We start from the raw sequence: 13,357 nt of genomic DNA, 5'->3' as shown, positions 1-13,357 counted from the left end.
GGGTAGAAAATAATGAGAGACGAAGCCCCGGAAAGCGCCTGCCCGGAGCTGCTTGAAATACCCTCGTGCTGCTTCGCCGTGAAGCGGAAGCAGCGAGGAAATGTAAAGTAAAAAAGATGCCCGGGTGCGGCGTCACGGCGTGTGACGCCACGGCGTCCGGTGCTTGCATTGGCTGGTAAGTAGTCGTTCAACAGCAAATGGGGCGCAAGTGCTCAGGTGTTGTCCACCGCCTAGCAACTGACAACTTAATATTCGCCTTCCTCATCGGGCTGGTAGGCGGCGTTGCGCACCTGGGGCGCGGCGCCCAGGCCCAGCGAGTCCACCATCAGGCGCAGGCCCACGCCTTCCTTGCGCTCCACCAGGTTGAAATACTGGAACAGCATGGCCACCAGCGGCAGAGTGGCCGTAAAAATCCAGCCCATGCCGTAGATGGTCATGGCGCCGATGTTCAGGATTTCAGAGTTGAGGCTAGCCCCCAGCAGCGTGCGCCCAATCATCAGCGCGTACAGCGGAATGATGAAAACGTAGTTGACAATGCCCATGATGAGCGACATAACCATGTAGAGCCCCAGCGATGACCACCACTTGCCCTTCATCAGGTAAAAGGAGCGCCGAAAGGCTGCCGCTACGCCGTTGTCCTCCATCATCAGCACCGGGAAGTAGAGCGTGAGGCACACGACTACCCAAATGAGCGGGAAAAACAGCAGGCCCACAAAGCCGGGGCCCGCCAGCCCCAATGCGCCGCCGAGCACGCCCGTCCCGATTACCAGCACAATGCCCAGCAGGAGCCATGCGCCCAGCACGCTCCCCAGCCGCTTCCACACGAACGCCCACACCTGGGCGGGTTGCACCGTCTCCTGGGCAGGAGTGCGCATACGCACGCGCACAAACCCGTACACCACGCTCGAAAGCAGCAAAAAAGCAGTCAGAAAGCCGATGCCCGCCAAGGCCATGCCCACAAACGACGTACCCGTGAACGTATTGAATCCAGCATTTTGAACAAATTCAGGGCCGCCGTTGGGCTTTGCCGCCGTTGCCCATCCTGACATAAAATTGCCCATGGCCAGGCCCAGGCCAATGCCGCCGAGCAGGGCGCCCGGCAGCACGAAGTAAGCAATGCACTTGAACAGCGGCCGGAACTGCGCCACCACAAACTCGAACGTGGCCCCGACTTTGGCGCCAAAATCCCGCTCGCGCCGAAAATCGGCTTCCTGGGTGAATTTACCTACTGGTTGCATGAGTGCGAGGGGAGTGATAGTGCGGAATAGTAATTCGAAATCTGAAGTTAATACTGACCTGCAAGTAGTTGCAGGCTGGCTGCCGGCCTGCGGCCCGGGCCGGCGCTGGATTAGTATTCGCCTTCCTCGTCGGGGCGGTAGGCGGTGTTGCTTGCCTGGGGAGTAGTAGCGAGGCCCGGCAAATGCGCCAGCAGGCGAACGCCAGTGGTAGCGGTAAGAAGATGTTAGGCAGCCAGCTGCCGTTGCCGGCGGGCCAGCTGGATGGGGTACCAGATAAAATACCAGCCAATAAACGCCACCGAGCTGCCGATGATGGCCAGGCTCGCGGCCACCGGCATTTCGGTGTGGCGCGTCACGAAGCCTTCCAGGAATCCGGCCACGATGAAGATGGGAACCAGGCCAATGGCCATTTTTAGGCCGTCGCGCGCACCGGCCCGGAATGCTTCGGCCCGGCTGTAGGTGCCCGGAAACAGCAGCCCCCGCGCCATGACCAGCCCCGCCGCGCCGGCCACCACAATGGCCGAAATCTCCAGCGTGCCGTGAATCCAGATGGTGAGCACCGACGCTTTCAGCACGTGGTAGTGGTAGAAAAAGTACTGGAATGAGCCCAGCATCAGCCCGTTGCGAAACAGCTGCACCACGGTACCCACCCCAAACGTCACGCCCAGGGCAAAGACCTTGAGGGCCACACTAATGTTGTTGGCCGTGATGCCCAGGAACATGAGCGTTTCGCCCTGCTGCTTGTACACGGCCATGGGGTCGCCTTTGCGGATGTTTTCAATGGTCTGGTTCACGTAGGCGTCGCCCATCACCACCCGCACAAAGGACTCGTCGTACGCCGCCGACAACGCCCCCAAAAAAGTGAATAGCCCAAACAGCACCGCCGCCACGGCCAGCGTGCCGTGGTGCCGGGCCACCACCAAAGGCAGCTCCGCGGCCCAGAACTGCGCAAACCGCCCGCGGCCGCTGGGCTGGTTGGCGTACAGGCGTTGGTGCAGCTTGCTGGTGAGGTTGTTGAGATAGGCGGTGGTGGCAGAAGAGGGGTAGAAGGTCTGGACGTAGGCCAGGTCGTCGGTGAGGGCCACGAAGCGGGCGGCCAGCTCGTCGGGCCCGGCGGGCGCCTGCTGCTCGTACTGCTGCCAGCGCTCCTGGTTTTGGCGCAAAAAAACGGCTTCTCGCATGGCGTGGATTTGAAGGGCTTAAAGATAACAACCCGTTGGCAGCGGGCCGCACGGCGCGGCACGGGAGTAGGAATAATCTTTTTTCGGCGCTTATCTTTGCCCCATGCCCGCTCGTTTAGCCCGCCGTTATTACCGCTATTGCTCCTACGCACCCTTCCGGTGCGAAGCGGCCTTGGTGTGGCGCGGCTAGTCCCGGCACTCCTGTTTGCAACTCCTGCAAATGCCTGCTTCCCGCCCCGGAAGCCGGCATTTTTTGTTTACGCTACATCCAACCACCATTTACCCCTTTATGAACCACACGCCCCCCGCTGCTGCCACTGCCCTTGACCTTGTTCAGGACTACGCCCGCTACACCGCCGACGACCAATGGGTGTGGCGCACGCTGTTTGAGCGCCAGATGCAGGTGCTGCCCACCGTGGCCTCCCGCCGCTTCCTCGACGGCCTGCCCCGCGTGGATTTTCAGGCCGGCAAAATTCCGGATTTCGCCGCAGTAAACCCCCTGCTGGACCAAGCCACCGGCTGGAGCCTCGTGGCCGTGCCCGGCATCGTGGACGACCGCACCTTTTTTGAGCTGCTTGCCGCCCGGCGCTTCCCCGCCACCACCTGGCTGCGCACCCCGGCTCAGCTCGACTACCTCGAAGAGCCCGACATGTTCCACGACGTGTTTGCGCACGTGCCGCTGCTCACGGACCGGTTTTTTGCCGATTTCCTGCAGGCCGTGGGCACCCTGGCCCTGCGCCACCTGCACGACGCCCTGGCCGTGGAACTGCTCTCGCGCCTTTACTGGTTCACCGTCGAGTTCGGGCTCATCCGCGAAGGCGAAAACCTGCGCATTTACGGCGCCGGTATCCTGTCCTCGGCGGGCGAAACGCGGTTTTGCCTGAGCGACGAGCCGGCCCGTCGGCCCTTCGATGTGGCCGACATTCTGGCCACGCCTTACGTGAAGGACCGCATGCAGGACGTGTACTTCGTCATCGATTCCTACGAGCAGCTGGCCGCCTCGGTACCGGCCCTGGAAACTGAGCTGCTCCGCCTGCTGGCCCAGCGGCCGGTATCCGTTGGCTAAGCCTTATTTTTCGGGTCCTAAATCCTTCGTTCTGCTTGTTTAATGAGCACCATCCGCGTTCAAACTGCCCAAAACGTTTCCCTCGAGTACGAAGTCGCCAGCCTGGGCGACCGCATCGTGGCCGCTCTGCTCGATTACCTGGTGCTGGGGGCCTGGGCAGTGGTCTGCTTCGTGGCGGTGGCCCTCCTGGTGGCCCAAAACGGCGCAGGCACCAGCTTACGGGGCCAGCCCCTGCTCATTGCGCTGGTGGTGCTGGGCTACGCGCCATTTGTGTTCTACCACCTGTTGTGCGAGGTTTTCTTCAACGGGCAGAGCATCGGCAAGAAAGCGCGCGACATTAAGGTGATGCGCCTCGACGGCACTTCCCCGCGCCTCGGCAACTACCTGCTGCGCTGGCTGCTGGGCGTGGTGGACATGCAGCTCGGGGGGCTGGTGGCCATCATCACCATTGCCGCTAACGGCCGGGGCCAGCGCGTGGGCGACATTGCTGCCGGCACTACCGTCATCAAGGCGCGGCCCCGCCCCGCGGGCGCCGCCCCCTTGCCCAGCCTTGAGGCGATGGCCAGCTACCAGGTGGTATTTCCCCAGGCCGCCCTGCTCGCCGACCACGACGTGGCCCTGGTGCGCCAGTTGGTGCACCAGGCCAGCGCCCGCCAGAATTACGCCGTGCTCAGCGAAGTGGCCACCAAAGTGAAGGCCATCACCGGCATTCAAACCGACCTGCAGGACGGGCCCTTCCTGCAAACCGTGCTGCGCGACCACGCGCATTTGGCGGCGGTGGGCAGCAGCTAGCACCCGGCGTCCGCGTCTGCATTGGTTTGCTTAATCACGAAAAAAGCCCTTTCCGAATGTTCGGAAAGGGCTTTTTTGCGAGCGCAGCGTGCTTATTCAATCACGAGCTGGCGGCTGGCGGCAGTTTGCCCGTTTACGGTGAGGCGAACAGTGTAGAGGCCGGCCTTCAGGATGCCGGTGGTCAGGCGAAGGGTCTGCGCACCAACGGACAAGTTGCTCGACGTCTGGGTGGCCACGCGGCGGCCCATGGCATCGAACACGCTCAGCTCAACGCGGCCGGCGCGCACCAGCGAGAACGCCACGCTGGGGTTGCTCCGGGCTGGGTTGGGGTACACCATCAGGCCCGAAGCCAGGTCGGCGCGCTCCCGCACGCCGGTTACCACGCCCATGGCGGCGGCCACGGCAATGTCGCGGGCCACCAAGCCGTTGCCAATGGCACCCACCAACGTGGTGGCGCCGGTGGCCAGGTTCAGGGTATACAGGCTGCTGTTGGCAGAGGCGGCGCTGTTGGCCACCAGATAAGCGGTGTTCGTGCCCACCGCGGTGCTGTAAATGTCTAGGCTCACGCTGGGCGTAGCGTTCAACGTCAGGCCCGAGCTGCCGATGGTGTTCAAGACCCCGTCGTTGGGCGGAATTTGGGTGGCGAGCACATTCAGGCCCCGGTCGTAAGCATAAAGGGTGGTGCCGGAAGTGGCGTTTGCGCCCATGAAGCTGTTCGTATATGCCACGGTGCCCACGGCCGGGGTGGCAGCGGCGTTCACATCGGCGGGGACTACCGGCGTAGAAGTGGCGTTGCCGGGGTTGTACTTAATCTGTAGGTCCGTTGCAGCAATGGCCCCGTCGTTGGGGTTGAGGCGGAAGTTGGTGCGGTTCGAGCCCACCACCCGGATGCGGTCCACGGTGGGGTTGAAGTCAAAGCCGATGGCATCGGCAGCGGTGGTGCCCAAGGGCAGCATTACCGGCGTGCCCACGGCCGTGGCGGCCCCGGTGGTGGCATTGAGGGTGTAAAGCTGCGCCATTTGGTCGGCGAGGCGGTAGCCCAGCCCGTACAGCACGTTGTTCGCCGGACGAACGTCCACACCCACCAGCGTCTGGTCGGCGGGAATGCCCGACAGGCCCACCGAAGTGCGGATAAGGGTGGGCTGTGCGGTGTCGAAAGTGAGCAGGTTGGTCCCGGCCAGCGCATAAGCCAGGTTGCCGGTGATGGCCGGCAGCATGGCGGGCCGGTCAATGGCAAAGGCAATATCGGTGACCAGCGTGCCCACGGGGCCGATGGCGCCCACGGCGGTCAAGTTCGCCCCGGTGATGAAATCCAGGGTGTAGAGCTGCGTAGCGGGCGCGGCAGCCGTGCCCGTGGCAATGGTCAGGTAGGCGTTGTTGGCGCGGGTGGTGGGGTTAAAGTAGATGTCCAGGTCGGTGGCCAGGGCCGTCGCGGTGCTCACGCTCAGCGTCATTCGGCTATTGAGCACGCCGTCGTTCGGCGGATTTTGCGTGGTGTAAAGGCTTTTGGCTTCATCGATATCATAGAGCACCGTGTTGGTGGCCCCGATGAACGAGTTGGCATAGGCTACCGAGCCAATCACGGGCGTCTGGCCCGCGTTGGCATCGGCGGGCACTACGGGCGTGGAGGTGGCGTTGCCGGGGTTGTAGTTCAGGGGCAGGTCGGTGGCGGCCACGGCGCCGTTGTTGGGATTGAGGCGGTAGTTGTTGTTGTTATTGCCCGTGACGCGGATGCGGTCCACGGTGGGGTTGAAATCGAACCCAATGCGGTTGGTGGTCGTGCCCAGATTGACGGTGGTAAGCGCGGCGCCCACGGCGGTCAGAACACCGGTGGTGGGGTTCAAGATGTATAGCTGCGACACGGTGCCGGTTGGGTTGTAGCCCAGCGCAAACAGCTGGCCGGTGTTTGGCCGCGAGTCAAGCCCCACCAGGGTTTGGCCCGCAGTAAGGCCCGCAATGGGCAGTGTGCCCGTGAAGGTGCCAGGCGCCGTGGCGCTGAATGTAACTAGGCTCTGTGTGGTGGGCGTGGCGGAAAGCAGGCCGTAGACCGTTTGGGCCTGGGCCGCTTGGGTGCCCAGCAGGAGCAGGCCAGCCATGGCCGCCAGCCAGCAGGAAGTAGATGTTGATTGCATGATAAAACAGGGGAAATTGAAGTTAAACGTTTTTAGCTACGGCCGTTGCCCCGTTACAGTTTGCGTGCGCCTGCACATTAATACCCTGTGATTTTTGCGTTTTAAATCCGACTCTGTCAGCCAGCTAGTTAGGGAATCCTGTTGCCGAGAAGGCCCCAAAAAAAGCTACAGCCCGACGCGCGGGTTGTAGCTTTTTTGCATTTAACGAAGGGGTTAAAAACCAAATCGATGTCATGCCGCCGGGCCCCCAGCCTGTCTACCAGGGCACGGGCTGGCCCTGCCAGGTCACGAAGCTGCCGTTTTCTTCGGCATGCAGCTGGTCGGCCAGCCGGATGATGCCGCGGGCCGAGTCGGCAGGTTCCTGGGTGGCGTGGTTGCCGCCCATGTCGGTGCGCATCCAGCCGGGGTCCACAATCACCGAAATCAGGCCCATGTGTCCGATTTCGGCGGCCAGGCTACGCATGTACATGTTCAGGGCGGCCTTGCTGGCGCTGTAGTGGTAGGGGTCGCCAGTGGCTTTCCAGGTGAGGGAGCCCTGGCCCGAGGAGATGCTGATGATGCGGCCTTTGCGCCCGGCGCGCAGCAGCGGCAGCAGCGCCTGCGACACCAGCAGCGGGCCAATGGCGTTCACCTGCATGGTCTCGATGGCGTCTTCGTGGGTGAGCTGGCCCAGGCGCTGGTGGGCGTCGCCGGAGCCCGCGTTCGGGTACACGCCGGCGTTGTTGATGAGCAGGTCCAAGGCGTCGGTGGCCTGGCCCACCGCTTGCACCGCGGCCTCGATGGAGGCCGCCGAGGTTACGTCGAGCGGCAGCAGCACCAAGCGGTCGGCGTACTGCTGGTGCAGCCGCTGGAGCTCGACGGCGTCGGTGGGGTGGCGGCTGGCGGCAAAAACGTGGTCGCCACGCTCCAGGTACTGGCAGACGAGTTCGAGGCCCAGGCCCCGGTTGGCTCCGGTGATGAGTACGCGCATAAGAGTGTTTGGGGGAGTTGCTGAAAGAAGAAGTGGGGCCGAAGTTTACGCAAAAAAGCCCGCTCCCCGTGTAAACAGCCGGAAGCGGGCTTTGGCGGCCGGCCACGCCCAAGAAGCAGCACGCCACGCTGTTTGAATCGGGTTTGCCTTTGCCGTTTTATTGAGCAACAGCAGTTATAACTACTTCCTGAACATAGCGAGGGGACGGGGCTGAAGCAACTTTGGTATCACCGGCGGGCGATTGACCGCGGCGTTCTTCCTCCTCCCTGAACCTGAGCCATTCTGCCGAACTCATTATCTGAAATTTAACGGTTAAATAGAAGCGAGCGGCTACCGGACGACCCTGGTAAATTGCGGGTATCCAATTATCGGGCAGGGTCTGCAAGGCCCGCCACACCTCGTTGTTGCAAGCAGTGCTCACGCTCTTTTCAACCACATAATCGCGGGTGTGGCCGTTGGGGTCAACGATGTAGGACAGCAGCATGGTGCCTTGCTGTTGCCCCATCAGGGCGCTTACCGGGTAGCGCAACGCGCCTTGCAGGGTTGCCAGGCGGTGGTCGGCGCTGCCCATTGGGCGCGGCACCCGGGCCAGGCGTTTCAGCAGCCATTCTTCCCCCACTTGCACCAGGTAACGCGTCGTGTCTTCCTGTACAAAGGCAACGCGGCTCGAATCATAATCAACAGTCAGCTCCAACTCTTCTTTTCGATTGTAGAAATTCCATTTTCCTACCCGTTTGCCATCGGGGCCGGTGGTGCCTCTCTCCAGCTTCGGACGCACCGGAACCCCCGGTTTAGCAGATTTTTTTTGTGCGTGGCCGCTGGTTGCCCACAGGCAGCAAGCGGTAAGAATAACGAAGGGTCGTTTCATGGAAGATATGGTAGGCAACGCGGCTGGTAGGCAGGTTGGGGTGGAAGTGCAAGCCGCTAATATAGCCGCCCAATCAGGCTTCCCATTACAGTTGCTGGGGTATGTAAAAAAAGCAAGCCCCACAGCACTGGCTGCGGGGCTTGCTTTCGTAATTAACGTAGGCAAAGGTTGGTGTCTAGCCTTAGCCCGCCGCTATCGCCTTGCGGCGGCTGCCGCGGGGCAGGCGGTCTGCGCCCTGCTCCAGCAGCTCTTCGTCGCGCTCGGTTTTCTTAATGGTCCAGCTCAGCGAGTACAGGTCCTTGCGGCGGTCGCGCAGGTTGCGCACGGCGCCGCTGGTGTTCAGGTCCTTGAGCAGGTCCAGGTCGAGGTCGGCAATGAGGGTCATCTCCGTGTTGGGCGTGGCCTCGGCCACGATGGCATCGTGCGGGAAGGCAAAGTCCGACGGGCTGAACACGGCGCTCTGCGAGTACTGAATGTCCATGTTCTCCACGCGGGGCAGGTTGCCCACCGAGCCCGTGATGGCCACATAGCACTCGTTCTCAATGGCGCGGGCCTGGGCGCAGATGCGCACGCGCTGGTACGCGTTTTTGGTGTCGGTCCAGAAGGGCACGAAGAGGATTTTCACGCCCTCGTCGCTCAGCATCCGGGCCAGCTCCGGGAATTCCACGTCGTAGCACACCAGAATACCGATTTTGCCGAAGTCGGTATCGAAGCTCTTGAGCTTGTCGCCGCCGCGCATGCCCCAGTAGCTGGCTTCGTCGGGCGTCACGTGCAGCTTGTACTGCTCGTCCACGGTGCCGTCGCGCCGGCAGAGGTAGGCCACGTTGTGCAGCTTCTCGTTCTCGTACACCGGCATCGAGCCGGCCACGATGTTGATGTTGTAGCTCACGGCCAGCTCCATCATCTTGGCCTTGATGGGCTCCGTGAACGCCGCCATGGCCCGGATGGCCACCGCCGGCGAGTCCTCGTTGGTGAGGGCCATGAGCGGCGCGTTGAAAAACTCGGGAAACATCACGCAGTCCGACTTGTAGCCGCTCACCGTGTCCACGAAAAACTCAATCTGCTGCAGCAGGTCTTCCAGGCTGGTGGTGGCCCGCATCTGCCACTGCACGATGCCGATGCGCACGTTGCTCTTGGTGTTGCCGATGAGCTTTTCCTCCTCCTCGTAGTACACGTTAATCCACTCCAGCAGCGTGGCGTAGGCCTTCGACTCGGAGTCGTAGGGCAGGTAGCCGCGGATGATTTTGCGGACGTAGAACTCGTTGCTGAGCTGGAAAGTGAGGATGGGGTCCACGATTTCCTTGTTGCGCACCTTCTCCACGTACTTGGCCGGCGTCATCTCGCTGGCGTAGGCGGCGTAGCCGGGAATGCGGCCGCCGGCCACCATGGCGCGCAGGTTCAGGTTCTCGCACAGCTCCTTGCGGGCGTCGTAGAGGCGGCGGCCCAGGCGCAGGCTGCGGTACTCGGGGTCCACAAACACGTCGACGCCGTAGAGCGTGTCGCCGTCGTCGTTGTGGGTGTCGAACTTGCCGTTGCCGGTGATTTTGGCGTACGTGTGCTTGTCGCCAAACTTGGCGTAGTCCACGATGATGGCCAGCGCGGCGGCCACCAGCCGGCCGTTGTCCTCGATGCCAATCTGGCCCTCGGGAAACTTGCGGAGCAGGGCCGCAAACTCATCGGCGGCCCAGGCGCCCTCCATGTTGGAGTACACCTTGTCCATGATTTCCTTCACGGCCGGGAAATCGGAGCGGCGCAGGGTGCGCAGCACCAGCCGGTGGGCTGGCACGGCGGTAGGGATGAGGAACTCAGTGGCGGCCGACGCCGCACTGGGCTTGCCCGCTTTCTTGGCGTGGGAGCCCCCGGCGGCGGTTTTGCCAGTAGTTGAGGCAGAAGATTTGCCGTTGGAAGAAGTTGCCATAAACAGGTAATAAAGGTGTCGAAACAGAAATGCAAAGATGCGGCCGTCTGCAACGGTAGCGGCCTTAACGAAACTGCATAACGGTTTTGAGGGCAAAAAGGCTCAGTAAATAGTTGCCAAAGGCACGGGTGGGCATACCTTGCGCGCCGGTAAGCAGTGCTTAGCTGCGCGCATATCGCTGTTTCAAACTGGTCGTCTCTTCTACTAGGTATGCGCTTTCTACTAGCCTTACTCGCCTGCTCGGTGCTGGCACTGCATGCAAACGCCCAAGGGCTGCAGCTGAAAAACTACAACATCGGCTACCGAGTATTTGATACTGAGTCCATCGGGGGCACCCCCATTACCCTGGGGCGGTTTTTGCAGGACCCGTACACCTACCAGCAATTCCTGGACGGCATCGACTACACCATGCTCAGCGGCGGGGGAGGAGCCTTTCAATGGGTGCCCATGCTGTACCTCACGGCCGAATTTCACAAGCCAGCGGCTACCTCGCATTTCTGGCGCAACCACACCGTGCAAACGGGACTGGTGCTCAGTAATAAAATCGAGCTTTCGGGCCTGTCAATTGGTAACGATGAATTCCTGCTCTCGCCCGGTAGTCAGACGGATTTTACCTATAAAACCAACGTGTACTCCCTGGTGCAACAGCAGCAGTTTCTAGGCGCTACGCTGGGGTTGAACCGCCGCTTCCGCCTGGCCAACCGGCTGCAGTTTTTGACCGGCCTGCACGGGCAGAGCAGCCTAGCCGTGGTGCACACCTACAAGCCGCGATGGGACAGCAGTACTTTCGTTGTTCAAACTAACCAAGTACTGCGGCGGGAGCGTAAAACAACCCAGCTGCCGTATCTGAAAGGCAAAAATTATTTCCAATGGCAAGTCTTCATTCCAATAGGTTTGGAGGTTGCGGTTTATAAACAGGAGGTATTTGTGCGGCTAGAAGCTGATTTTGGCATTAGAAGCAACCAATTTAAAGGCACCGACTTAGCATCTCTTGAGACCCACGGCGTGGGGCTCTGGCTCACGTACCAGCCCAAGTATTAGGCCGCTAAGGAGGCTCATTTACGGCTTGGGTTTGAGGGAAAGATAGAGATAAGCGCCAGGGTGCTGCCAAACGTTTTGTGCGTCACCAGCCGCCGGGTTTCGTTGTAGTAACAGCCGTCCTCAACGCGCTCAATGAACGCCAACGGCAAGCTGCAGGCGCTGCAGCTACTTGCCTGATGCCGCCAAAGAGCCAATTACACACCGGGACCCAAGCGCTATATAATTCCTATTCCGGTACCCGAACTACTCCCGCACCACCCGGCGCGTGACGGTGCCTTGAGCAGTGGTCACCGTCAGCAGCAGTACCCCGCGGAACTCCCCGAAAGCGCCGGCGCTGATGCTCATCACGCCCTCGTTGCCCAGAAAGCGGCGCTGGAATAGTTGCCGCCCCACCACATCGGTGGCTACTACCGTGAACGGGCCGCTGCCGGCGGGCACGGCCAGCTGCAGGGCCGTGCCCACGCCCGAAGGATTGGGATACACGCGCAGCCCCGCGTCCAGCGCCCGGTTGCGCGTGGCCAGGGCCGTGGGGCGGCGGTACACGTCGCGGTATTCCACAGCGCTGACTTGCTGGGCGCCGTTTACTTCAATGGTGGTGATGGTGAGCACTGGCACGTGGATGCCATTGGCCAGCCACTTGTACTCGCGCCGGGTGGGCAGGGTAGCGCCCTGCCCGGGGCCGGTGCCCACAGCCACGCTGTCGTGGTCGATGATGGTGGTGACCACCCGCAGCGTTTGAAACGTGCCAAAAGGAGTGGTAAGCGTGCCCCAGGCATCGTTCGCGTTGCGGCGCTGGCGCTTCTGGCTTAGGTAGCCGGCGCCCGGTACCGACGCCACCAGGACGGAGTTGCTGGTGTGGCTGGCACCAAAGGCCAGGGGCAGGCTGTATATCACATCCGGGCCGGCAGTGTAGAGCACTGGCAGGGCCACGCCGTTGAACGTGACGCCGAAGCCCACCGACCGCAGGTCGTTTGCCGAGAGGTTGAAAAACTCCTTGACGTCGGAAACGGGCAGCGTGGCCCCGTTGAAATCAAAAGTGCGCGGCGTAGCCACCGTGGCCCGGTTGGCCCCGCCAAACGGACCGAACGCCACCAGCTGCAAGCCCGAAGCGGAGGCCGCCACTGACTTGTAGGCTTCCACGCGCTGCGTCAGGGGCTGCAGGGCCGCGTAGTTCCAGGTCTGGTTGGTGCCGTTGCGGCTGAGGGGCGGCGCGGTGGCGGGTAGCACCGGGCTGGCCAGGCTCAGCCGCAGCGTGTCGCCGGGCACCGGCATATCGGCGGCCGTGATGACCGGCGCCGTCTGGGCCTGGGCAGTGCCAAACAGGGAAAGCAAGCACAGCAGCGGTAGCGGGTGGCGTAGCATAATACTGAAAGGATAAAAAAAGGGGGAAGAAAGAAAACGCCGGGCCTCAGCTATTGCATGCGGCTGCGGCTACACGCCCTGCATCTCTGGTACCTCGCCTTCGGGCACCACGAGTTTGCCGGCCGTGGCCGCCACAATCTGCTCCACGCTCACGCCGGGCGCCCGCTCCAGCAGCACAAAGCCGTCGGGCGTCACGTCGAGCACGGCCAGCTCAGTCACTATTTTTTTTACGCAGCGCAGGCCCGTGATGGGCAGCGTGCAGTGAGAGAGGAGCTTGCTGCTGCCGTCTTTGGCCACGTGCTGCATGGCCACGATGATGTTCTTGGCGGAGGCCACCAGGTCCATGGCGCCGCCCATGCCCTTCACCATTTTGCCGGGGATTTTCCAGTTGGCAATGTCGCCGCGCTCCGACACTTCCATGGCCCCGAGGATGGTCAGGTCCACGTGCTCGCCGCGTATCATGCCAAACGAATCGGCGGAGCTGAAGAGGCTGGAGCCGGGCAGCGTGGTCACGGTCTGCTTGCCGGCGTTGATGAGGTCGGGGTCTACCCGGTCTTCGGTGGGGAAGGGGCCCATGCCGAGCAGGCCGTTTTCGGACTGCAGCTCCACGTTGATGCCGGCCGGGATGTAGTTGGCCACCAGCGTGGGAATACCAATGCCGAGATTGACGTAGGAGCCGTCTTTTACTTCCTGGGCTATGCGTTTGGCGATGCCGTGTTTGTCGAGCATGATTTGAATCTTCGGTTAATGTAAAGAGTAAAAGGCCGTCATGCTGAGCGGAGCCGAAGC

At 61.9% G+C, this 13,357-nt stretch carries 11 protein-coding genes; 3 read left to right on the top strand and 8 right to left on the bottom strand.

Features of this window, described 5'->3' with window-relative positions:
* Positions 1 to 245: 245 nt before the first annotated feature.
* Positions 246 to 1,238 (bottom strand): hypothetical protein, encoded by a 993-nt coding sequence (locus BEN47_RS02915; RefSeq protein ID WP_070724884.1) that lies wholly within the window; start codon positions 1,236 to 1,238, stop codon positions 246 to 248.
* A gap of 224 nt (positions 1,239 to 1,462) precedes the next feature.
* Entirely contained in the window at positions 1,463 to 2,419 is a 957-nt protein-coding gene (locus BEN47_RS02910) for a stage II sporulation protein M (protein WP_070724882.1), read from the bottom strand.
* Positions 2,420 to 2,708: 289 nt separating this feature from the next.
* On the opposite strand from BEN47_RS02910, the gene phhA reads away from it, so the two are divergent.
* A complete protein-coding gene (phhA, locus tag BEN47_RS02905; protein WP_070724880.1) occupies positions 2,709 to 3,485 on the top strand; it encodes a phenylalanine 4-monooxygenase in 777 nt (258 codons plus the stop codon).
* 42 nt (positions 3,486 to 3,527) lie between these two features.
* A complete protein-coding gene (locus tag BEN47_RS02900; RefSeq protein WP_070724877.1) occupies positions 3,528 to 4,277 on the top strand; it encodes an RDD family protein in 750 nt (249 codons plus the stop codon).
* A gap of 92 nt (positions 4,278 to 4,369) precedes the next feature.
* Here BEN47_RS02900 and BEN47_RS02895 read toward each other — a convergent pair whose 3' ends face one another.
* From BEN47_RS02895 to BEN47_RS02880, 4 genes are all read right to left on the bottom strand, one after another.
* Entirely contained in the window at positions 4,370 to 6,409 is a 2,040-nt protein-coding gene (locus BEN47_RS02895; protein ID WP_083322055.1) for a DUF4394 domain-containing protein, read from the bottom strand.
* 256 nt (positions 6,410 to 6,665) lie between these two features.
* Positions 6,666 to 7,379 (bottom strand): SDR family oxidoreductase, encoded by a 714-nt coding sequence (locus BEN47_RS02890; protein WP_070724871.1) that lies wholly within the window; start codon positions 7,377 to 7,379, stop codon positions 6,666 to 6,668.
* Between the two features lie 157 nt (positions 7,380 to 7,536).
* Positions 7,537 to 8,247 (bottom strand): energy transducer TonB, encoded by a 711-nt coding sequence (locus BEN47_RS02885; RefSeq protein WP_083322054.1) that lies wholly within the window; start codon positions 8,245 to 8,247, stop codon positions 7,537 to 7,539.
* Positions 8,248 to 8,428: 181 nt separating this feature from the next.
* On the bottom strand, positions 8,429 to 9,967 hold the full coding sequence (locus BEN47_RS02880; protein ID WP_438830494.1) for a carbon-nitrogen hydrolase family protein: 1,539 nt from the start codon (positions 9,965 to 9,967) through the stop codon (positions 8,429 to 8,431).
* 408 nt (positions 9,968 to 10,375) lie between these two features.
* Here BEN47_RS02880 and BEN47_RS02875 point away from each other — a divergent pair, with 408 nt between their 5' ends.
* A complete protein-coding gene (locus tag BEN47_RS02875) occupies positions 10,376 to 11,206 on the top strand; it encodes a hypothetical protein (RefSeq protein ID WP_070724864.1) in 831 nt (276 codons plus the stop codon).
* 243 nt (positions 11,207 to 11,449) lie between these two features.
* On the opposite strand, the gene BEN47_RS02870 is transcribed toward BEN47_RS02875, so the two are convergent.
* Complete coding sequence (locus tag BEN47_RS02870) at positions 11,450 to 12,568, bottom strand: T9SS type A sorting domain-containing protein (RefSeq protein ID WP_070724863.1); 1,119 nt, start codon at positions 12,566 to 12,568, stop codon at positions 11,450 to 11,452.
* A 69-nt stretch (positions 12,569 to 12,637) separates the two neighbouring features.
* Positions 12,638 to 13,297 (bottom strand): 3-oxoacid CoA-transferase subunit B, encoded by a 660-nt coding sequence (locus tag BEN47_RS02865; RefSeq protein ID WP_070724861.1) that lies wholly within the window; start codon positions 13,295 to 13,297, stop codon positions 12,638 to 12,640.
* Positions 13,298 to 13,357: the final 60 nt, after the last annotated feature.

It is taken from the genome of Hymenobacter lapidarius (genome assembly GCF_001816145.1).
Lineage (GTDB): Bacteria > Bacteroidota > Bacteroidia > Cytophagales > Hymenobacteraceae > Hymenobacter > Hymenobacter lapidarius.
This window is presented reverse-complemented; position numbering and strand designations above follow the sequence as displayed.

Coding starts and splice junctions, on each gene's coding strand:
- BEN47_RS02915 (WP_070724884.1), bottom strand. CDS start 1,238: ATGCAACCAGTAGGTAAATTCACCCAGGAAGCCGATTTTCGGCGCGAG.
- BEN47_RS02910 (WP_070724882.1), bottom strand. CDS start 2,419: ATGCGAGAAGCCGTTTTTTTGCGCCAAAACCAGGAGCGCTGGCAGCAG.
- phhA (WP_070724880.1), top strand. CDS start 2,709: ATGAACCACACGCCCCCCGCTGCTGCCACTGCCCTTGACCTTGTTCAG.
- BEN47_RS02900 (WP_070724877.1), top strand. CDS start 3,528: ATGAGCACCATCCGCGTTCAAACTGCCCAAAACGTTTCCCTCGAGTAC.
- BEN47_RS02895 (WP_083322055.1), bottom strand. CDS start 6,409: ATGCAATCAACATCTACTTCCTGCTGGCTGGCGGCCATGGCTGGCCTG.
- BEN47_RS02890 (WP_070724871.1), bottom strand. CDS start 7,379: ATGCGCGTACTCATCACCGGAGCCAACCGGGGCCTGGGCCTCGAACTC.
- BEN47_RS02885 (WP_083322054.1), bottom strand. CDS start 8,247: ATGAAACGACCCTTCGTTATTCTTACCGCTTGCTGCCTGTGGGCAACC.
- BEN47_RS02880 (WP_438830494.1), bottom strand. CDS start 9,967: ATGGACAAGGTGTACTCCAACATGGAGGGCGCCTGGGCCGCCGATGAG.
- BEN47_RS02875 (WP_070724864.1), top strand. CDS start 10,376: ATGCGCTTTCTACTAGCCTTACTCGCCTGCTCGGTGCTGGCACTGCAT.
- BEN47_RS02870 (WP_070724863.1), bottom strand. CDS start 12,568: ATGCTACGCCACCCGCTACCGCTGCTGTGCTTGCTTTCCCTGTTTGGC.
- BEN47_RS02865 (WP_070724861.1), bottom strand. CDS start 13,297: ATGCTCGACAAACACGGCATCGCCAAACGCATAGCCCAGGAAGTAAAA.